The following is a 20,530-nucleotide window of genomic DNA, read 5'->3' as shown; positions in this document are numbered from 1 at the left end:
ATAACCGATGCTCGATAAGCGTTATCAAGTGTTTATAACTACCTCTGGAAGTGAGATGCAACCAGAGCGGATCATTTTGGCCCAAACTTTAGTGGGCATGGGATTTTTTTCTTGGGGATTGGAACAACGGACACCACTTTCAACGGCTTTTGCACGCCGTCAGATCGATGACTGTGACTATGTCATATTGTTGCTGGGCAGCAAATATGGCGAACAGTCCGTGTCAGGGGTGGGATATATGCACCTTGAATACATTTATGCGGTCACCAAACAAAAGCCGATTATTGTATTTATGCATGATGATCCTGATGCCCGTGAGTTATGTTTACATGACGACAAAGCTGAGCTGCGTGAAAAATTCAAAGAGTTTAGAAAACTACTCCAAAACGAAGTCGATCAGGTTTTCACTTATCGCACCATGCGTGACTTGGAAATGGCCGTTCGCTTGAATATGACGCAAATGCTAGAGCGCTATCCTGTGTCCGGTTGGGTACGTCCGCAGAATACTCAAGTGTTGCATGACGAAATAGATAAACTCAAAGCCAAATTGGTGCAATTGGAAACTGAAGTGGGTAAACGTGAAGTCGATCCATTTTTGTCTTTACCCAAAGTGGCTATGCATGAATTTTTTGCTTTTGATTATCGGATGCATGCCTATCAAGATGGCAACTTCAAAGAGCTGAAAATTCAAAAGCAGATGACTTGGGCGCAATTACTCTCTGTTTTGGGGACAACCTTTATTCACCCAACTCCTGAAGAGTATTTCTCCAAACGCATAAATGAGTATTTAAACGAAACTGGTTTGAATGATGCGCGTCTAGAAATGCCTCGTGCCCATGCTGTTGCACGCTCGCAAATTAATATTCGTGCTTTGCACAGCATCAAAATGCAAATGCGTCAAAATGATTGGATTGTTCAGTCGGGTCGAGATGATCGTCAGCGCATGCTTTGGCAGTTGACCCCGAAGGCGACTAAACTTTTGGATAGCAATTTATTGGAAAAGGATCGGCCTTTTCAATTTCAATCTTCGTAGTTATCCATTTAGATAATGAACTGAAAACTGTTACAGTAGAGACATTCGAAAACGAGCCACGAGGGCTGAATGTCTACTGCAACAAAAGCAAAAGTTACTGTTATTTTGGCAAATTTGGGAACGCCTGATGCACCGACGGCTTCAGCAGTGCGTCGCTTTTTGGATCAGTTTTTATCAGACCAGCGGGTGATTGAAATTCCCAAACCGCTTTGGCAAATTATTCTCCGTTTATTTATTTTGCCGTTTCGCCCGAAACGCGTTGCCCATGCTTATGCCATGGTGTGGGGGAGTGATTCTCCAATGCGAGAAATTTTGCTGACTCAAGTGGCCGCGTTACAACAGCAGTTGATTTTGCAATACCCTGAGTTTGAGCTGAATATCGTCCCTGCGATGACCTATGGTAATCCAGGCATTCAGCCTTTACTTGCTGAGTTGAGTCAAAGGCCGCAAGATCACATCGTCCTTTTTCCTTTGTTTCCGCAGTACTCTGCAACATCCAGCGCGCCTTTATATGATGCTTTCGCGAAGTGGATTCCAAAGCAGCGTAATTTGCCAGGGCTGAGTATTATTCGCGATTATTATCAGCACCCGTTATACATTCAGGCTTTAGCGCAAAGTGTGCGCGATTTCCGTGCTGAACATGGGGTGACTGAAAAGCTGTTAATGTCTTTTCATGGTATTCCACAGCCTTATGCAGATAAAGGCGATCCCTATGCCGACCGTTGCCGTATCACAGGGCAGTTGGTGGCGGCCGAATTGGGCCTAGCGAAAGATGAATGGGCAATCAGTTTCCAATCCCGCTTTGGCAAACAAGAGTGGGTGAAACCTTATACCGATGTCTTACTGACCGAATGGGCGGCGCAGGGGGTGAAATCGGTACAAATTATGAGTCCTGCATTTTCAGCGGATTGCTTAGAAACTTTAGAGGAACTGGCGATTCAGAATGCTGAATTGTTTTTGTCTCAAGGTGGAGAACGGTATCAATATATTCCAGCCTTGAACAGCCGAGGAGATCATTTGCAATTGCTCAATACGCTGGTTCAGGCTAATCTTGATGCCTTAAAACAGACATTAGCCAGCAAAACGAATTGAGGTTGATACGCTATGTTGCAAGTTAAAATTGTGCCTGTAACGGCATTTCAGCAGAACTGTTCTATTGTCTGGGACAGTGACAGTAAAGAAGCAATTTTAATTGATGCAGGTGGAGAGCCTGAGAAACTTAAAGCAGAAATCGAAGCGTTGGGTTTGACGGTAAAAGCGCTGTGGTTAACGCACGGGCATTTAGATCATGCTGGAGCAGTCGGGGTATTAAAAAAACTGTGGGATGTCCCTGTGATTGGCCCGCATAAAGAAGATGCCTTTTGGTTGGATATGATCCAAGAAGTCTCGCAGCGTTATGGTTTTCCTATTCCTGAAAAGGTAGATGTCACGACATGGCTAGAAGGTGGTGAAGTCCTTAAACTGGGCAATGAAGAGTTTGAAGTACGTTTTGCCCCTGGACATACCCCGGGTCATGTGATGTTTTATAACAAAAACTATGGTCTGCTTTGGACCGGCGATGTGTTGTTTAAAGGCTCCATTGGTCGTACCGACTTCCCGCGTGGCAATCATCAGCAGTTGATTGACTCTATTCAGCGTGAATGCTTTAGCTTACCCGATGAGACGCAGTTCATTTCAGGACATGGTCCAATCAGTACCATTGGTTTTGAAAAACAACATAACCCTTTTGTGGCAGGAAAAGCAGGCTAAACGCTTTGAGGTCTCATTAAAAAATAAAAAAGTCAGCAGCTGCTGACTTTTTTATTTGCGAAATGGATTATTCAAAATGTGTTGGGTTTCTAGAGCCAACACGATGGAGAATAAGGCTACTAATAATCCAACCGAGAGGATCAACAGATCTTGCATATAGATGCCAAAACTGAATAGACAGATCGCAAGTAAAACGCCAATTAAAACAATAGTCTTACTCAGGATGTTCATCTTATCCCCCTTTAGGATGTTGTTTTTGTGACTTGATCATGCTGTGAGCATGTACCAATTTTGGGGGGAGTATAGTCGATGAATTATCCTTTTAAGCGAATATTAAGATATTAAATAATGAACAATTTCTCTTAAAATATGAAAAATATCATGAAATTAAACATATTATTCTTCTGAGTTTTCTGCTTGCGGTGCATCTTGCGTTGGGAGGCGATATTCATCATTGGCCCATGCACCTAAGTCGATCAGTTTGCAGCGTTCAGAACAAAAAGGACGAAAGGCGTTGTCTTCCCATTGACTCATTTCTCCACAACGGGGACAAGGGAAAGTGTGTGGCATGATCGACTCCAGATAAAATTTTCGGATTGAAATAGGCAAAAACGTTGGCAGTTGTTAGACTGATGCGGTTTTTTTCTTAGTTTGATCTGATTATGCCGATTCGTCAATTTCAAGCCCAGCGTATGCATGCGCCTCGTGATTTTCAAATGATCAGTCCTGATCCACTGTGTGTGGAAATTGGGGCGGGCAAGGGTAAACATGCTTTATTGTTTACGGCCAATCATCCTGAGAAAAAGCTGATTGCGGTTGAGCGTACCCGTGAAAAGTTTGTGGCAATGCAGAAACAACATGGCTTAGAAGGTCAGCAGAATTTACAGCTGGTACATGCCGATGCTCTGCCTTGGGTGGTGCATGCCTTGCGGCCGCAGCAGGTTGAGCAGTTCTTTATTCTCTATCCCAACCCTGAACCGCATAATCCTGCGCAGCGCTGGTTGAATATGCCGTTTTTTGAGTTTCTGATTTCACGTTTACAAGTGGGTGGACAAATTACTTTAGCTAGCAATATTCCTGAATATATCGAAGAAGCACAGCAACAGTTGATTGAGGTATGGAAGTTACCGTTTGTGAAAGAGCGCATTGCGGATAGCTCAGCGAGGACGCATTTTGAAATTAAATATTTAGAACGAGGCGAGCTCTGCCAACAGTTGATCATCACGAAACCTGAAGGTTATTGCACGCGTTTTGATGCGTTTCAGGCCCTGCAAGGTCAGCAACCACAGGCGCAATCTTCAGATCAAGCTGAATAAATCATGCCAAAGCGTATTGCAATTATTGGGGCGGGCCCAGCCGGTTTGATGGCGGCAGAAGTGTTGAGCCAATATGATGTTCAGGTCGATGTATTTGAACAAAAACCATCTGCTGCACGTAAGTTCCTGATGGCGGGTAAAACAGGACTAAATATTTCTCATGCAGAACCTGTGGAACAGTTTATTGGTCGTTATGATCAAGCCGAATGGTTGGCGCCTTGGATTCGTAAGTGGGATGCCAACTGGATTCAAGCATGGATGAAAGATTTAGGCATTGAGTCCTATGTCGGAACGTCTGGGCGTATTTTCCCGATTGAAATGAAAGCCGCGCCTTTATTACGTGCATGGTTGAAACGCTTGGTTGAGTCAGGCGTCAAGTTTTACTATCGTCATCAATGCCTCAGCCTCAAAGAACATACACTTGAAATCAAGACTTTGCTTAGTGATCAAGTGCACAGCCAGAACTATGATGCGATCGTCTTGGCTTGCGGAGCAGTGTCATGGTCTCAGCTCGGTAGTGATGGCGCATGGCAAAACTGGTTGGAGGCCGATGAAATTGAGCCTTTTCAAGCCAGCAATGCTGGGGTAGAACATGAATGGTCTACCTATATGCAACCCGTCTTTGGGCAGCCACTGAAACGTATCGCGGCATGGGTGGGCGATGCGGAAAAAAGTATGGGCGATATCGTCATCACCCATTATGGACTAGAAAGTGGTTTGGTCTATAAGCAAGGTCGAGCGCTGCGTGCGCAGCAAAAACAGCTCCAACCTTTAGTGTTAACGCTTGATTTACTGCCAGATGTCACGGTACAAGAATTGGCTGTGCGTCTGAAACCCACAAAAAAACAGTCGTTAAGTAATGTTTGGCGTAAAGCTGGTTTAGATGCAGCTAAGGCGAGTTTAGTGCGAGAGTTGGTTGCAAAAGATCACTGGAATCACCCTGAACAATTGGCTCAGCAGGTGAAGCAATTACAGATTCCTTTAACTGGTTTTCGTCCGATTGAAGAAGCCATAAGTTGTGCTGGCGGTGTGCGCCGTAAAGGCCTGAACCCGCAGCTACAATTAAAATCCAATCCCGCTGTTTTTTTATGTGGGGAAATGTTGGACTGGGATGCACCCACAGGGGGCTACTTACTCACTGCATGTTTTGCAACAGGACGTGCCGCAGGTGAGGGTGTGATGCAGTATTTGAATGTGGCAAAAAATTCGCCATAAGCGATGCAACTGAAAATCAGCTGTGCTAATTTGAATAAAAAATTTAAGGAACATCATCATGTCGGATCTTCAGCAGTATGTGGGCAGCTGCCTATGCGGTGCAGTGACTTATCAAATTGATGGGCCGATTGGCGATATTATTCAATGCCATTGTCAAAAATGTCGCAAGGCCAATGGAACGGCATATGCAACCAATGCACCGATTGCTAAGGCGGATTTCAAACTGACCTCTGGTCAGGACGTTGTGAAAAAATATGCGTCGAGTGCAGGCACAGAGCGCTGTTTCTGTGGCAACTGTGGTTCACCGATTATCAGCATTAAAGCTGAAACACCTGAGTTTTACCGTTTGCGGATCGGAACTTTAGATACCCCGTTACTGCAAAAGCCGACGCAGCATATTTTTGTGGCATCTCAAGCCGAGTGGGACAACATTTGTGATGCATTACCACAATATGCTGAACGCCCATAGTTAGAATAGATATAAGTAAAAGGGATCATCGGATCCCTTTTCTTTGTCTGCGATTGAGTTAGTAGCCTGTCGACATCGTATCTTGAGCTTTAGGATACTGCGACTGCCAGTGTTCAAGCTGCTCTTGGGCATGAATGAGCTCACCGAGGCCTTTCACGTTATCATGTGGTGCTGCGGCTTTATCTTGGATGATTTTGGCTTGGTTATCCCAATATTGGTACATCAGAGTTTGAATGTAGCGCCCTTGTTCTGTTTTTAAATCCAGTGCTTTCAGCATATTCAGTGCAGACTGAATATTGTCTTGTTGACGTGTTTTTGCAAACTCATCTGTGAGCGTGCCTGCCTCACGCATTTTCATGAGTTCATCTTCCATTTCGTCACTCATGCTACTAAAGCGCTGGTCATAGTCGACCAAGAGCGCAATATCGTGTGGATCATTGGCTGTTTTAGCAAAACTTTTGACGGGTTCGGAGCTGAGTTCTTGCAGAATTTTATCATCGCTTGAAAGCGTGTCTTGCTCAGCAGGTTCATTGGCTTTGTTACAGCCCGTCAGGATTAAGCTACCACCTAACAGAAGCGGCAGTAGAACCTGTTTCAACGAAAGAGTATGTGGGTTCATATCGGTGTCCTATTATTCTGTTATTTTTTGAAAGTGATAGGCATAGGTGATGTAAGGAAAACTGATTTCGTCTTGTGGCTGTTTGCCCGTGTACTGCTGCACAATTTGTTCAAACTGATGTTTTAAATCCTGTTGTTGTTCGAGTGGCATTGCGGCAATAAAGCTGGTCGAAAGGAGGCGTTTTGAGACCACTTGTTCTACTCTACCTGTTTGCTGCTGTGCAAACTGGTGCAGGCTTTTGAGCTGAAATAAGTGTTGATGTTCAAAGACTTTTTGCCATAGCCCACTATGATAACGCGGGGTATCTCCTTCTAAAGGAGCGAGCCGTTCTGCCAGAGCATTGACCCAGTCGACTTGAGTGTCGCGTTGATTCCAGACCAAGCCCAAATGCCCTTGCGGTTTTAGGACACGATGAATTTCTTTTAAACTGTCCATGTTGGCAAACCAGTGGAAGGCCTGTGCAGATAAAACCGCATCGATACTTTGCGAAGGCAGGGGAATATGGTCACTAAAGGCTTGTAATGTTTCCACCTGTGGGTAAGCCAGTTTGAGCTGAGCTAACATTTCGGTAACAGGTTCGATGGCAGTGAGCTGTCCACTATGTGGAATCAGATAAGGCAGAAACTTACCTGTACCCGAGGCAAGATCAATCACACGTGAATTTGCGTTTAAATGCAGTTGCTCGGTGAGCCACGCATGGATCTCTTGTGGATAACTTGGACGCACTTGTTGATAAAGTTCAGCAGCTGCGCTAAACCCGTGTTGTGCCGCAGGATGGAGTAATTGTGTCATATTTTGCGCTTTTTTATCTGCTCTGCATCTATAAAATAACACATTTGGTTCGATGAAATCGCTTATGCTGTATGGAACGAACATGACCTCACTTTATAGGAATGAAATCTCTCAGCATGGACATGGCGAAACAAATTATTTTTGAAGACGAACAGATTCGTGTCATTTTTTTACAGGGTTCATCGGAGGAACTTATTTTCTCTTTTGGCGACCTGATTACCCGTGCCAAGGGAACGTCAATCAATGCAGAAAAGTCGCTGGCGAAGTTTGGCTTTAATGTGGTTGGCATTATGCCGAAACAGAAGTCATGGTTTCCAGAGTCTTCGATGTTGGCCATGTTGGAGGCGATTCGCGCTTGGATTGCGCCCTTTCAAACCCGTATTGCCTATGCAGGGTCAATGGGCGGTTATGCTGCGATTAAATACTCTAAACTGCTTGGTTTTAAGCGCGTGGTGGCATTAGTCCCGCAGTATTCGATCGACCCTGAACAGGTGACCGATAACCGCTATAACATGTTCTATCAGCCTGAGCTGAACCATGACATGCAGGTACAGCCGAAGGATGTCTCGGCAGAGTGTGAATACATTGTTATTTATGACCCTTACTGCCCTGAAGACCGTGCGCATTATGAAAAATTACAAACGGTCGTGCCGAATCTGAATACCCTGAACTTACCTTTTACAGGGCACGATGCGATTGCCGTGTTGGCTAGTTCTGATTTGCTACATGACTTTTTACGTCATGAGTTTGATGCACCGTATTTTTATAAAAAAATTCGTGAAGTGAAAAAGAACAGCAAGTTTTACTACCGTAAAGTGATTGAAAACTTGTTGCCACGCCACCGCTTTTCTTTGGGGCGAATTCTGAAAAATAATGAGCTTGAGTTAGATGGTCAATTTTTTGATGCCAAGCTAAAACAAAGCATTATTCGAGAGTTATTGAGCAATCGCCAAGTGAGCCAGACCGATTTGCTGAAACTGGGTATTCAAGTCAACTTGCCGCAAGAAAATAGCTGTCAGTTGATGGATAGTTTTGGACATGGTTTAGTATTCAATATGATCAGTCAGAAGATTGAAAGCTATGCACCAGATGCTATTGCGCTGAATCATAAGTTTCTGTTGCCGATTTTTGCCAAGGGTAATGGACTGGTACACATTTACTATAATGACATGCGCTATACCGTGGTGATGAATGACCGTCAGATTATGAAGTTGGTGCATGAACAAGCCGAGTTGAGCGCTGGAATGCATCCATTGTTAATGAAAAAATACAGTGATTATTATCTGATTAGCTATAAGCAGTTTAACTTTAGCTGTGATGAATATGGTGGCTTTGATTTGGTCGAAGAGATTCCTGAAACGGCGCAGTTTTTGGTGCCAAGCGATGCTGAGTCAGATGTGTTTCTATGATGTGTTCATGTGATTTATTCATATAGGGCTTTGGTCTAAGGCCAAGCGCTTGTTTTCCGGCCTATTTGGTTTAATATGAAGGTATTGTTTATCTTTTAAACAATACGCATAAAGATCAAATAGGGTGGAAGCAATGCAAAGACATTGGTCGGCTGTATTTATAACATTACTGTTTATTTCAACATCACAAAGCGTACTGGCACAAAGTTTAGCCCCAGCTTATCTGACATTCGGTGGTGGTCTCATTCTCTTACTGATCCTGACGTTTTATGTGATTAAACAAATCAGTATTTCTATTCGTATTCATCGCAATAAGCCCGTTAAATAGCGGGCTTTTTTCTGTGTGTGGCGGCTATTTTTAGGTGGTCAAGACAGTGTTTACCTTGAAAAATGGAGCTGAGTTGGTTTAAATAAGCGCTCTATCATTATGCAGAACAACTGGACGTGAGCAATGAAAGCCGTATTTTTAGATTGTGCATCCTTAGATAAAAATGATTTGGACTTTCAAGCACTGCATGCTGTTTTTGATGAACTGATCCTTTACCCAAGTACCGATGCTGAGATGCTTGTCGCTCGTGTACAAGATGCAGATGTGATTATTAGCAATAAAGTCATGCTGGATGCCGACACCTTAAAACAATGCCCTCAGTTAAAGTTGATTTTAATCTCTGCCACAGGCACCAATAATATCGATTTGCAGCAAGCCAAAGCGCAAGGTGTTGTGGTGTGTAATTGTCAGGGTTATGGCACGGCAGCGGTGGCACAGCACACTTTAATGTTGATGCTCAACCTTGCAACCTCATGCTTGCAATACGACCGCGCGGTGCAGCAGGGTGAATGGAATAAAGCTTCGCAGTTTTGCCTACTGGACTATCCAATTATTGAACTTTCCGGCAAGACATTGGGTATTTTAGGTTATGGGGAGTTGGGGCAGGCGGTGGCTAAACTCGCTGAAGCATTTGGCATGCGGGTTTTGGTGGGTAATTTGCCAAACCGTCCACATGCTGACCCAACACGAGTGGGCTTTGATGACTTGCTGGCGCAATCAGATTTTATCAGTCTGCATTGTCCATTAACCGATGACACGCGTGACCTGATTGATGCTCAAGCTTTCGCAAAAATGAAAAAAAGTGCCTTTTTAATTAATTGTGCACGGGGTGGAATTGTCAATGAAGCAGCTTTGGCAGACGCGTTAAAACAGGGTGAAATTGCGGGTGCTGCAACTGATGTATTGACCGTTGAGCCACCAAAAGAGGGTAATGTTTTATTGGATGCACATTTGCCGAATTTAATCATTACACCACACAGTGCGTGGGGCAGTGTCGATGCACGCCAGCGCATGGTGCAGCAGTTGGTCGAAAATGCTCAAGCTTTTCAAGCAGGGCAGCCAATCCGTCGGGTGAATTAAAGCAAAGGATGACAAGTAAAAAGCCCGTCGAATGACGGGCTTTTTTGATATTAAAGTTTAGTCACTTTAATTTCTTCTTCTGCTTGGGCTGGTGTAAAGGAAGATGGTGCTTGGGTAATCGTGGGCTCATTTACTGTTTGGGGTGCGACAGGCTGTGCAGATGAGGCTGACGGTGTTTGAACCGCAGGAGCATCTACGGGTGCTGATGACGGTTGACTTAAACTGCCTTGGTAAATGGGGGCGGGTTGATCCGTTTGACCAGTAATCACTTGCTTGGTTTCATGCAGCTTTTTATTCACATTTTGGGTAACTTGCTGTCCTGTTTCTTTGGCTTGTTCTGCGGTGTTGTTGGTGATGGTTTTTGCACTGTCCAAGGCTTGGTGTGCAGAAGGGCGAATTTTTTGGATGCCTTTTTCTGTTGCAGTCCCGACTTTTTCCGCCGTGTTAATCACACCTTCTTGAGTTTTATAAGCCCAGACATGCAAGATGTTGGGGTTTTTACCATAAGGCGTAATTGGCTTTTGAGCTTGCTGAATGGTGGTTTCTGTTTGTGCCCATACACCTGCTGTTGTCATTAAAAGAGCGCAGAAGAGTGTTGTTTTCATCATGTTCATAGAGCAGTGTACCTCTTGGGCTATCGTGCATAAATCAGCGTTTTAGCATAAAGCCTCTTTGTGTGAATATCATGTGCTTGGTTGTAAACAAGCGTAGTGTGCAAACGTATATAGCTAAAAAAAAGAGCCCAGCATGTGGGCTCTCTCAACTCTGGAGGAGTTTAACTTTTACTTCGCGCCAACGGTGGCATCAGCAGATGAACCGACTTTGGCTTTAGCGACAGGTGTATCTAGTTCCACTTGGGCCTGCCCATTTACATCTGCACGTTTGGGTTGACCACTGACAGTCTGCTTAGTTTGCTGCCATTTTTGTTTGGTCGCTTGTTGGCCTTGTTTCGCTTTATCCGCTATATAGTGACCACTTTTTTTGGTGTTATGCTCAACAGAGTCTTTAACGTCACCTGCCTTATCTTTTATGACAGCAGATTTTTCAGCTGAAAATTCTTTGGTGTCTTGCCATTTTTCTTTGCTGAATGCTTTGGTTTTGTCGACACCATGCTCAACCGTTTCACCTGTCGCATGCGCGGCATGTTTGACATCATGTTTTAAGTTTTGCAATACGCTTGGCTGCGAGGTTTGAACTTGAACATTGGCCGATGTATTGGCTGTGGTATTTGCAAATAGGGACGTGGAGGCTAAAAGTGCAGTGGTTAAAGTTAAAGCCGAAGCGGTGAGTGTTTTTGTTAAAACTTTCATCTTTGATTTTCTACCTCTTATGACAGAACCCGATGAGGAGTTCAGAACAGCAGTCATCATAGACAGAAATGAGCTCAAAAATAGCGTTTGATATGAAAGTCGCACAATGCGGCAACAGCGCATGAACAATGGGCTGAAAATTGTGTCGTTCAGTTAATTCATTAAAATTATGTAAGTTTATGCGTGGTCGTTGTTTTAAATGTAAAGAATATGGAGACTGGTATTGAAGCAAAGGACACGAAGCGAAAGGCATTTGAGAGAAAGTCATCACTGATGTTGCACCAGTGATGACGATTTGCTTAGTTACATTGAGCTAAGGCTTCTTTTGCAAAGTGATTACGTAGTGCGAGGAAGTTTTTCTGTACTTCTGCATCGTGTAATTCAAATTTGGTTGCTGTGCTTGTGCCATCGAGTGCAAAGGTTGCTGAGCTACCTGTGATGAGGGTGTAGTCACGGAACGCCCATTGTTCTACGACTTTGCCCGCTTTGAGGTTGCCAGTAAATTCGATGACGCATTTGTCTTCAAATTTGGTCAGTTTTGCTTTGTTATTGGTTGTGTCTGGATAGACTTCAATGTCTTGGACTTCTTGTAATACACCCGCTGTCAACTGTGGAATCGTTGGTTGAGATGTACATGCTGTAATAGAAAGGGCAGCAAAAGTAGCGAAAAGTACAGTTTTTAATTTCATAAGGTTTGTTCTTGTTGCGAGTTGTTAGGTTGAGTATAGGGAATTGAAAGTAAAAATCCTATAGGTTTTATAATGTAAGTTTGGTGCCATGTATTGTCGTTGATGATCAATTCTTTGGAGGAGGCTTAAATATTGAGATGATTCTAATAAGTAAATTATTTAGGCTTTAATTATATTTTGTTAATATGTGAAGATAAAAATAGAGGATAATTCATGTACTTAAGAAACCTTCACATCAGAAATATTGGGCCACTTGAGACGTTAGATCTTGAATTTGAGCTGCAAGAAAATTCGAACCCGAAGCCTATTATTTTAGTAGGAAAAAATGGCTCAGGGAAAACGTATACTCTTTCGTATATTGCAGATGCTTTCTTTGAAATAGCAAAAAAGAATTTAGTGATGTAGTTTCAAAGACGGCGAGTATGGATTCACCCTATTTTAGAATGATTTCACCAAGGGATATTAATACTAAAACTCAGAGTCAAAGTGCAGCAGCATATTTAAAGTTTACAAATGACCAAAATCATAAAGAAGTACACTATTATGAGAAAATAGGAAGTATCGATTCAGCTCAAGATTTAATGAATTTATACGCCAATAAAATTAATGATATTGATCGAGGAAGTGGGAATCAAAAAAAAATTTTGGCTTCAAAAGAAGATATTAAGGAACTTTTTTTAAATACAATTGCATTTTTTCCTAGCTTTAGAAAAATTGTTCCACATTGGTTGAATGTAGATGCGCAAATACAAGAAATATTTGATATTGAACAAAAGTTTGGAGGGAACTTAGATAAAGAAATAATGTGTATAGACACATTTAAAAAAATATTCAATGGATGCTTGATGTTATTTTAGATTCAGCTATTTTGCCGGCCGAATTGGATTTTTTGAATGAGGAGGAAAGAAAACAAGCTATACAAGATAAGAATGCAATCAATAACTCATATCGTAATATAAATAAGATATTTCAGACGGTTCTAGATAATGATGAGCTATATTTGAAAACAGGTTGGAGAAATAATTCTTTATCTCGGTTGTCTTTAAGTAATAGAAGTGGAATTGTTATTCCAACGTTAGAACAACTTTCGACTGGTCAATTAATTTTACTTAATTTATTTTTTACTATTATTCGTCATGCTGACTATACAAATATAAATAACAGTATTCTTTTGGAAAATATAGAGGGAATGATTGTTGTTGATGAAATAGATGCTCATTTACATAGTAAACATCAAAGTGAAATTCTACCTAAATTAATGAGATTATTTCCAAAAATTCAATTTATTGTAACGTCACACTCTCCACTTTTTGTATTAGGAATGGAAAAAGAGTTTGGAGCGGAAAATATTCAGTTGATTGATCTGCCATCAGGAATGAATATCACTTCTGAGCGATTCGGTGAGTTTGAAGAATCCTTTAACTTCTATAAAAATACAGCAAAATTTGAAGAAACTTTGCATCGAAAAATCCAAGAAACGCAAAAGTCATTAATTTTAGTTGAAGGTAAAACAGATATAAAATTTCTAAAAAAAGCTTTTGAATTGAAAGGAAAAACTGATTGGTTGGAAAATATTGAAATTGATGAAATTGGTATAACACAAGAAAATGGACAAGTTAAATTTGGAGGAGATAGTAGTTTAGAAAAAGGTTTTGATTTTTTAAAACATAATTTGAATGCAATTACTCGTAAAGTTTTATTTTTATATGATTGTGATACAAGTATTAATAAAGAGGTTGTTGGTTCAGTAGTTAAAAACAAAGTACCACTCAATATGGGAAATTCCAAAGTCAGAAAAGGTTCTGAAAATTTATTAAAAGAAGAATTATTTACCGATGAATTTTATTCAGTACGTGAAATACCAGATGCCTATGGAGGATCTAACACCAAGCGGTCTTTTGATAAAAATAAATTTTGTGATTACATTTATGAAAACATTAATGATCCAACTGTATTTGATAAATACGAGGAATTAGTATTTCCTATAATTGAAGATTTCTTAGTATCTTAGATAAAAAACCCGCTTTAAAGCGGGTTTTTATTTCAATCATTCAGCTTAGTGCTGCAACACCGAAATATCCGCAACACTTGTAAACAAATCACGTAACTGAGCCAGTAAACGTAAACGGTTTGCTTTCAAGTCGCTATCATCTGCCATCACCATGACACCATCGAAGAAGGCATCAATTGGCGCACGCAGCGCAGCTAACTTAGAAAGTGCAGCGGTGTAGTCTTTTGCAGCCAAAAGCGGTTGAACCACAGGCAGGATAGCTTGAATCTCTGCATAAAGTGCTTTTTCAGCATCTTCAACTAACTTAGATTCAATAATCTCACCCGTAGGTGCAGCTTCTTTTGCCAAGATATTCGCAACACGTTTATTCGCAGCAGCCAAAGCAGCAGCTTCAGGCAAACTACGGAAATGATTTACTGCATTTACACGCTTGTCAAAATCTAAAGGTGATTTTGGAGAAAGCGCTTGAACAGCTTGAATCACATCAACAGCAACGCCTTGGTCTTCATATTTCGCACGGTAACGACCTTCAAGGAATGCAACAGCATCCGCCAGAGTCTTGTCATGGTCTTTCAATACATCGCCATAAGCAGCCAAAGCAAGCTTGATCAGTTCTTCAATTGAAACATCAAGGTTATTTTCAGTTACTAAACGCAAAATACCAATCGCAGAACGACGTAAAGCAAATGGGTCTTTCGAACCCGTCGGCGCTTGACCAATACCGAAAATACCTGTGAGCGTATCTAAACGATCTGCAAGGGCAATCGTTGTACCAGTTTTAGTTTGAGGTAAAACGTCACCTGCAAATTTAGGTAAATATTGCTCACCTAAAGCTTCCGCAACTTCATCATTCTCACCTTCAAGACGTGCATAGTAAGTGCCCGCAATCCCTTGAAGTTCTGGGAATTCGCCAACCAATTCAGAAGTTAAATCACACTTTGCAAGCAGTGCTGCTTTTTCAGCATCGGCAGGATTCGCACCTGTGATTGCAGATAAAGCCACAGCCAATTTAGCAATACGTTCAGATTTATTCCAAAGCGTACCTAACTGTGCTTGGAAAACCATATTGGCTAATTTTTCTTTACGAGATGCAAGCGGTTGCTTTTGATCTTGTAAGAAGAAGAATTCTGCATCAGACAAACGAGGGCGTACAACTTTCTCATTTCCTTCAATAATTTGAGTTGGATCTTTCGACTCAATATTTGAAACAGTAATGAAATAAGGCTGTAGTTTGTTATCACTATTCACCAAACAGAAATATTTCTGATTGTCTTGCATTGTCGTGATTAACGCTTCTTGAGGCACAGCAAGGAAACGTTCTTCAAAGCTTGCACGAAGCGCAATAGGCCATTCAACCAATGCGGTCACTTCATCACGTAAATCAGCAGGAACAATCGCAATCGCATTCACTTCATCCGCAAGGGCTTTCACTTGTTGGTCAATGATCGCTTGACGTTCTTCAAAATTCGCTACAACTTTTGCAGCACGAAGCGCATCTAAATAAGCATCTGCATTGGCTAAAGTAATTGCTTCAGGTGCATGGAAACGATGACCATAAGTCACATTGCCTGCTTTATGATCTTGAATGGTTGCATCAACAACATCATTGTCTTTTAACAATACCACCCATTTTACAGGACGTACAAATTCAGTACGGCTTGCCGCAGAACGCATACGTTTTGCAATAGGAAGATTATCTAAAGCAGTTTGTAAAATTTGTGGCAATAAAACGTCAAGGCTTTGACCTTGCACATCTTTTAAATAGCATACTTTTTCAACTTTACCTGCTTGGAAAGTTGAAACTTGATCCGCAGTAATACCTTGACCACGCATAAAGCCTTCAAGTGCTTTGGTTGGCTTACCTTCTGCATCATAAGCAGCTTGTACAGCAGGGCCGTCAAAACGTTTTTGAGTATCAGCTTGCGCACCATCTACATTGATAATTTTCAATGCCAAACGACGAGGTGCGGCATACGCTTCAATGGCTTCAAAAGCCAAACCTGCATCTTTTAAGCCTTTTACGGTTTCAGCTTGCAATGCATCACGTAAAGTTTTTAAGCTTTTTGGAGGGAGTTCTTCACAGCCAAGTTCAAATAAAACGGTATGTTTAGACATTATTTGTTCTCCGCTGGTTTTTCTGCTTGAGCCGCTTCAGCTTCAACCTGAGCTTTCAATTGAGCTAAAACTTCATCACGTAAATGCGGTTCTGCCATCGGGAAACCAAGCTTGGCGCGTGCAGCCACATAGCTTTGCGCAATTGAGCGCGCCAAAGTACGTACACGTAAGATATAGCGTTGACGCTCAGTCACAGAAATCGCACCACGTGCATCGAGCAAGTTAAAGCTGTGTGAGGCTTTAATGACTTGTTCATAGGCAGGCAGTGGAAGTTCAGCTTCCATTAAGCGAGTTGCTTCCGCTTCATAGAAATCAAATAATTCAAACATTTTTTCAACGTTGGCATATTCAAAGTTATAGGTCGATTGTTCCACTTCATTTTGATGGAATACATCACCATAAGTCACAGTACCAAATTGACCTTTGGTCCAAACAAGATCGTAAACAGAATCTACACCTTGTAGGTACATTGCCAAACGCTCAAGACCGTAAGTGATTTCACCTGTTACTGGGTAACATTCAACACCACCGACTTGTTGGAAGTAAGTAAACTGAGTCACTTCCATACCGTTGAGCCAAACTTCCCAACCTAAGCCCCAAGCCCCAAGCGTTGGAGATTCCCAGTTGTCTTCTACGAAACGAATATCGTGAGTAAGGGTGTCGATACCAATCGCTTCTAATGAGTCTAGGTACAGTTGTTGGATGTTGTCTGGATTTGGTTTCAGTACCACTTGGAATTGGTAATAGTGTTGCAAACGGTTTGGGTTTTCACCATAACGACCGTCTTTAGGACGACGTGAGGGTTGAACGTATGCTGCGTTCCATGTTTCAGGCCCAAGTGCGCGTAAGAATGTTGCAGTGTGGAATGTCCCTGCACCCATTTCCATATCGTAAGGTTGTAAAATCACACAACCTTGTTCAGCCCAGTAGTTTTGTAAGGCAAGAATTAAGCCTTGGAATGTATCAATATGCGATATGGCGCGACTCATGCAGCATCCATTATAAATATAAGAAAAAATTGGTTCTAAGTATAAGGATTTTGCAGGGGAGTGGCAAAGGCTCTATTTATTTTTCAGCACTTAATTTTATATTCGCTAAAATGGCTTAGTACGACCTGCACAGAGTAAGTCATGATGAATTTCGCATAAACATTCATCATGCCAACCATAATGAATATCTTTGCATATTTGGTGGGAAATATGCTTTGAGTATCTCAATGTTTCTAAATGAGTATGAAGATCATGGGCTAACATAACAAAATGGGTCTCGGGATAAGGCCATTTGGCATGATTGTCAAAGTGGGAAACTGAATTTCCAAGTGATAATTCAAGTGTTAATAATTCATTTAAGCAGTCGCAGATTTCAAGTTTTTCAGTCATTTTTTTATTCTTTTCATAAATTATCCAATAATAAGGTGATGATGCACGGTGCAGTAAGCATCTGTATGCCAATTAGAATGCATATCTCGATTAACCTGAGCTTGAACATTTGGGTGTTGGGGAAAATTAAGATTTTTTAAATGCAGAGATTGTTTTAGATAAATCAAAAGACTTTCTTCTTTAGGCCACTGTCCATGAGCATCTTAACCAGAGATGTTGTTGCCTTGTTTCACTTCAAATTGAATCAAGGCAATTAAACATTCACATAAACCTAAAGTTTCAAGGTGATCTTCATATTTGAATTTTCCCAAAACGTGTACCTTTCTTCTTATAAAAATGAAACTCTTACGCTAAATATAGACTTTGCTGATAACAATTGAAATAACAAAATTGATATCTCTAAGATGTAAAATAGATGCATCTTATTGCTGAGACCGCGTATAATTTTGCACTGGTTAAGTGCGTAAAAGTAGAAGGGCGGCTGTGTTTCATATGCAACTTGAATGGTTAAATACCTTAAAACCAAATTTTAAAGTGTTACCGCTAAAGGAAAGAATGCTCTGTGGTTTAGGTGCATTGTTGGGATTAGCACTGTCTTCACTCATAAGTTGGTGGCTTTTGGGTGGGATCAATGCATGGTATATCGCCCCGATGGGTGCGTCCTCGGTGTTGCTTTTTGCCGTACCAGCCAGTCCTTTGGCTCAGCCATGGAATATTGTGATTGGGAATACGATTGCAGCCGTCATTGGGGTGACCTGCGCACTCTATATTTCCAACTTAACTGAAGCATTTAGTGTTGCTGTGGCTTTGTCGATTATTTTGATGATGACGACAGATTCTTTGCATCCACCGAGTGGTGCTGTGGCGATTACAGCGGTGCTGGGAGGCGAGACGGTACACGAGCTAGGGTATCAGTTTGTGTTTTATCCTGTTCTACTCAACTCAATCCTACTTCTCGTGATTGCGATCGTGTTCAACCGCTTGCTCGGGAAACAATACCCAACTGTGGCGCAAGTCAATACGCGTAGCACCGACCCGACCCCCACCCAGAAGGTCACAATTCAACCTGAAGATATTCATCAAGTTTTAGCCCAAGAAACACAGTTACTCGACATCAGTGAATATGATTTACAAAAACTGATTTTAAAAGCTCAAGCGCAGGCCGATACTCGCTTTCATATAGACTTACGTTGTCGGGACATTATGAGTAAAGATGTCCTGTGTTTATATGAAGATGAAGACATTCAAGTCGCTGTGGAAAAATTTAAACAGGTCAATTTGATGAGTTTACCTGTGTTAAATCGAGCGGAACAAGTATGCGGTACCTTAGCTTTATATGAAGTGGTGGAATGGTTCCAAAAGGCAACGGATTTGCGTACCTCTTGGCAAGATCAAGTCAAGCACATTATGAAACGTCAGGTGGTCACTGTACAACCAGATCAAGAACTGCAAGATTTGATCCCGTACTTTGTTGAACGTTCTTTTAATTATATTCCCGTGGTTGAAAACAAGGCTTTGGTCGGCATCATTAGCCGTGCCGATATGATTGCAGCGTTGTATCGTCTGTTACAACATCGTTAAGTCATGTGAGTGTCGTAGGCAAAAAAAAGCTACGACACTTTGGGGGAAGTTGTCGTAGCATAAAAAGAAACTTTTTTGAGACGAAAGATGTGCGCCTATGGGTTGCGATGATCTGGATTAACGGTACGCATCGTATTGCTATAACTCGATCGAGTTTGTGGAGAATGCTCGATTTGGTCTTTTTGTTTCGGCATCACCAGCCAAAGAATCAGGTAAACCAAAATTCCGGGGAATGCTGCACTTAACAGTGAAATGGTGATGAAAACAATACGAAGTAAATTTGCGTTCCAACCAAAACGTTCAGCAATACCACCCATCACACCAGCAATCATGTTCGAGCGGTTTGAGCGATATAAACCAACATTGGCCATCTAGGTCTCCTTAAAAATTAAAATCTGAGTGGCTTTATGCACTCATAGTTTAAAAATGGAGATGGAATTACATTTTTAAAGGTGACGAAGTCGATTAAAAAGTAAAGTTATGTAAAGAGATAAAAGCTGGGGTTTTGATCAGGACTAAAATATGCTCTATTTGGCGTTGAGCCAGCTGCTTAAAGTCAGCAAGTCATTTGAATCCGAGAAAACACCAAGGGTCAGGATGGAATATTCGTGATGGTTATGGAGATTAATCACGTGCAGGAAGTGAGTGTGGAATGAAGTTGAAACGAAAGCATCAGGGTTTGATTGGCGCATTACTGCAAGGAGCGGTGGGGCTAATCGGTGTATCGTTAGCTGGCTGTGATGGTGGGCTGTCGGAAGCGTCACAACAACATGAAAATAGCATGGTAGAGGATGCTGCTGTTATGGCTGAGTCGGGGAAGAAGCTGACTGAGGTGGCAGGACGGGCCACCATGCAAGATGATTCGGAGTATGCTCCTCGTAAGCTTGATATTGGTGAACAGCAGTTCATCGGGCGTTATCGCACACAAATTCAATGTGATGGTTATTTTTTCCCTTGTGAAACGGGAAAGGCTGATTTTATTCTCAATTTTTTACCTGATGGTACGGTGCATCGCAGCATTGTGCGCTTAGGTAAGGTCTTTTCGGAAAAACAACGCCCTGGCTTTTCAAACTTAAGTTATCGCCGTGATACATGGACCATGAATAAAGAGCGAACAGAGCTGATTGTTCACCGTAAAGAGGGGATTAATTTTTATTATCGCGTGGTGGATTCGCAAACGCTACAAATGGATTTGGATAAAAGTAATAATCTAGATGCCAATAACCAAAAATTGTATGCGCGAGGCTTTCCGAAATTAGAGCGTGCGTATACGTTAAAGCGTGAGCCTAATTCATAGTTTAAATGGAATTGGGCAAAGCATCAGAATAAGACTGAAGAATGAAAATAGTGAAGAAATGAACAGCGTGCGAATTTTATGACTTAAATAGCATGTTGCTAAATAAATGTCATATCAATGCAATTAAAGAGGATTTAA

At 41.7% G+C, this 20,530-nt stretch carries 23 protein-coding genes; 14 read left to right on the top strand and 9 right to left on the bottom strand.

The window, feature by feature from the left end:
- The first annotated feature begins 7 nt into the window (after positions 1–7).
- The 3 genes from WH214_RS01095 (at position 8) to WH214_RS01085 (ending at position 2,782) form a co-directional block, all read left to right on the top strand.
- The gene (locus WH214_RS01095; protein ID WP_259233712.1) at positions 8–1,033 is read left to right on the top strand and encodes a DUF4062 domain-containing protein; all 1,026 of its coding nucleotides are present in this window, start codon (positions 8–10) and stop codon (positions 1,031–1,033) included.
- A gap of 69 nt (positions 1,034–1,102) precedes the next feature.
- Positions 1,103–2,125, top strand: coding sequence for a ferrochelatase (gene hemH, locus WH214_RS01090; RefSeq protein WP_339421778.1), 1,023 nt, complete (start codon positions 1,103–1,105; stop codon positions 2,123–2,125).
- Positions 2,126–2,137: 12 nt separating this feature from the next.
- Positions 2,138–2,782 (top strand): MBL fold metallo-hydrolase, encoded by a 645-nt coding sequence (locus tag WH214_RS01085; RefSeq protein ID WP_339421777.1) that lies wholly within the window; start codon positions 2,138–2,140, stop codon positions 2,780–2,782.
- 396 nt (positions 2,783–3,178) lie between these two features.
- Here the strand turns inward: WH214_RS01085 and WH214_RS01080 are convergent, their stop codons facing one another.
- Positions 3,179–3,352: a DNA gyrase inhibitor YacG gene (locus tag WH214_RS01080; RefSeq protein ID WP_004692619.1), complete on the bottom strand. Its 174-nt coding sequence runs from the start codon at positions 3,350–3,352 to the stop codon at positions 3,179–3,181.
- A gap of 86 nt (positions 3,353–3,438) precedes the next feature.
- Between WH214_RS01080 and WH214_RS01075 the strand changes: the two genes are divergently transcribed.
- From WH214_RS01075 to WH214_RS01065, 3 genes are read left to right on the top strand one after another with little or no spacing between them, the layout of a single operon-like run.
- Positions 3,439–4,098: an SAM-dependent methyltransferase gene (locus WH214_RS01075; protein ID WP_339422955.1), complete on the top strand. Its 660-nt coding sequence runs from the start codon at positions 3,439–3,441 to the stop codon at positions 4,096–4,098.
- A gap of 3 nt (positions 4,099–4,101) precedes the next feature.
- Positions 4,102–5,313, top strand: coding sequence for a TIGR03862 family flavoprotein (locus WH214_RS01070; protein WP_339421776.1), 1,212 nt, complete (start codon positions 4,102–4,104; stop codon positions 5,311–5,313).
- Between the two features lie 58 nt (positions 5,314–5,371).
- Positions 5,372–5,782, top strand: a complete 411-nt coding sequence (locus WH214_RS01065) for a GFA family protein (RefSeq protein ID WP_224467582.1) — start codon at positions 5,372–5,374, stop codon at positions 5,780–5,782.
- A gap of 58 nt (positions 5,783–5,840) precedes the next feature.
- On the opposite strand, the gene WH214_RS01060 is transcribed toward WH214_RS01065, so the two are convergent.
- Together WH214_RS01060 and WH214_RS01055 are read right to left on the bottom strand one after the other, a co-directional pair.
- Complete coding sequence (locus tag WH214_RS01060; RefSeq protein WP_339421775.1) at positions 5,841–6,401, bottom strand: hypothetical protein; 561 nt, start codon at positions 6,399–6,401, stop codon at positions 5,841–5,843.
- 12 nt (positions 6,402–6,413) lie between these two features.
- A complete protein-coding gene (locus tag WH214_RS01055; protein ID WP_339421774.1) occupies positions 6,414–7,193 on the bottom strand; it encodes a class I SAM-dependent methyltransferase in 780 nt (259 codons plus the stop codon).
- Positions 7,194–7,315: 122 nt separating this feature from the next.
- Between WH214_RS01055 and WH214_RS01050 the strand changes: the two genes are divergently transcribed.
- From WH214_RS01050 to WH214_RS01040, 3 genes are all read left to right on the top strand, one after another.
- Positions 7,316–8,602: a hypothetical protein gene (locus WH214_RS01050; protein ID WP_339421773.1), complete on the top strand. Its 1,287-nt coding sequence runs from the start codon at positions 7,316–7,318 to the stop codon at positions 8,600–8,602.
- A 133-nt stretch (positions 8,603–8,735) separates the two neighbouring features.
- A complete protein-coding gene (locus WH214_RS01045) occupies positions 8,736–8,930 on the top strand; it encodes a hypothetical protein (RefSeq protein ID WP_339421772.1) in 195 nt (64 codons plus the stop codon).
- 123 nt (positions 8,931–9,053) lie between these two features.
- The gene (locus tag WH214_RS01040) at positions 9,054–10,010 is read left to right on the top strand and encodes a 2-hydroxyacid dehydrogenase (protein ID WP_339421771.1); all 957 of its coding nucleotides are present in this window, start codon (positions 9,054–9,056) and stop codon (positions 10,008–10,010) included.
- Positions 10,011–10,060: 50 nt separating this feature from the next.
- Here the strand turns inward: WH214_RS01040 and WH214_RS01035 are convergent, their stop codons facing one another.
- The 3 genes from WH214_RS01035 to WH214_RS01025 form a co-directional block, all read right to left on the bottom strand.
- Positions 10,061–10,624, bottom strand: a complete 564-nt coding sequence (locus tag WH214_RS01035; RefSeq protein ID WP_339421770.1) for a hypothetical protein — start codon at positions 10,622–10,624, stop codon at positions 10,061–10,063.
- Positions 10,625–10,792: 168 nt separating this feature from the next.
- The gene (locus tag WH214_RS01030; RefSeq protein WP_339421769.1) at positions 10,793–11,320 is read right to left on the bottom strand and encodes a hypothetical protein; all 528 of its coding nucleotides are present in this window, start codon (positions 11,318–11,320) and stop codon (positions 10,793–10,795) included.
- Between the two features lie 299 nt (positions 11,321–11,619).
- On the bottom strand, positions 11,620–12,009 hold the full coding sequence (locus tag WH214_RS01025) for a hypothetical protein (RefSeq protein ID WP_336956483.1): 390 nt from the start codon (positions 12,007–12,009) through the stop codon (positions 11,620–11,622).
- A 213-nt stretch (positions 12,010–12,222) separates the two neighbouring features.
- Between WH214_RS01025 and WH214_RS16955 the strand changes: the two genes are divergently transcribed.
- From WH214_RS16955 to WH214_RS01015, 3 genes are read left to right on the top strand one after another with little or no spacing between them, the layout of a single operon-like run.
- Positions 12,223–12,414, top strand: a complete 192-nt coding sequence (locus tag WH214_RS16955) for an AAA family ATPase (RefSeq protein WP_445206340.1) — start codon at positions 12,223–12,225, stop codon at positions 12,412–12,414.
- Between the two features lie 17 nt (positions 12,415–12,431).
- Positions 12,432–12,866 (top strand): hypothetical protein, encoded by a 435-nt coding sequence (locus WH214_RS01020; protein ID WP_339421768.1) that lies wholly within the window; start codon positions 12,432–12,434, stop codon positions 12,864–12,866.
- The gene (locus WH214_RS01015) at positions 12,848–14,020 is read left to right on the top strand and encodes an AAA family ATPase (protein ID WP_339421767.1); all 1,173 of its coding nucleotides are present in this window, start codon (positions 12,848–12,850) and stop codon (positions 14,018–14,020) included. The genes WH214_RS01020 and WH214_RS01015 overlap by 19 nt, the downstream gene beginning before the upstream one ends.
- A gap of 45 nt (positions 14,021–14,065) precedes the next feature.
- On the opposite strand, the gene glyS is transcribed toward WH214_RS01015, so the two are convergent.
- Positions 14,066–16,135 carry a glycine--tRNA ligase subunit beta gene (gene glyS, locus WH214_RS01010; protein ID WP_339421766.1) on the bottom strand — a complete coding sequence of 690 codons (2,070 nt, stop codon included), beginning with the start codon at positions 16,133–16,135 and terminating at the stop codon, positions 14,066–14,068.
- Positions 16,135–17,124 (bottom strand): glycine--tRNA ligase subunit alpha, encoded by a 990-nt coding sequence (gene glyQ / locus WH214_RS01005; protein WP_339421765.1) that lies wholly within the window; start codon positions 17,122–17,124, stop codon positions 16,135–16,137. The genes glyS and glyQ overlap by 1 nt, the downstream gene beginning before the upstream one ends.
- A gap of 873 nt (positions 17,125–17,997) precedes the next feature.
- Between glyQ and WH214_RS01000 the strand changes: the two genes are divergently transcribed.
- Complete coding sequence (locus WH214_RS01000) at positions 17,998–19,095, top strand: HPP family protein (protein WP_010325819.1); 1,098 nt, start codon at positions 17,998–18,000, stop codon at positions 19,093–19,095.
- A gap of 95 nt (positions 19,096–19,190) precedes the next feature.
- Here WH214_RS01000 and WH214_RS00995 read toward each other — a convergent pair whose 3' ends face one another.
- Positions 19,191–19,466, bottom strand: a complete 276-nt coding sequence (locus WH214_RS00995) for a PspC domain-containing protein (RefSeq protein ID WP_336956480.1) — start codon at positions 19,464–19,466, stop codon at positions 19,191–19,193.
- A 281-nt stretch (positions 19,467–19,747) separates the two neighbouring features.
- Between WH214_RS00995 and WH214_RS00990 the strand changes: the two genes are divergently transcribed.
- Complete coding sequence (locus WH214_RS00990) at positions 19,748–20,392, top strand: hypothetical protein (RefSeq protein WP_336956479.1); 645 nt, start codon at positions 19,748–19,750, stop codon at positions 20,390–20,392.
- The last annotated feature ends 138 nt before the right edge of the window (positions 20,393–20,530 follow it).

The organism is Acinetobacter sp. MYb191 (genome assembly GCF_037572605.1).
GTDB classification, from domain to species: domain Bacteria; phylum Pseudomonadota; class Gammaproteobacteria; order Pseudomonadales; family Moraxellaceae; genus Acinetobacter; species Acinetobacter johnsonii.
Note: the sequence above shows the minus strand (reverse complement) of the source record. Positions and strands in the feature narration are given on the sequence as shown.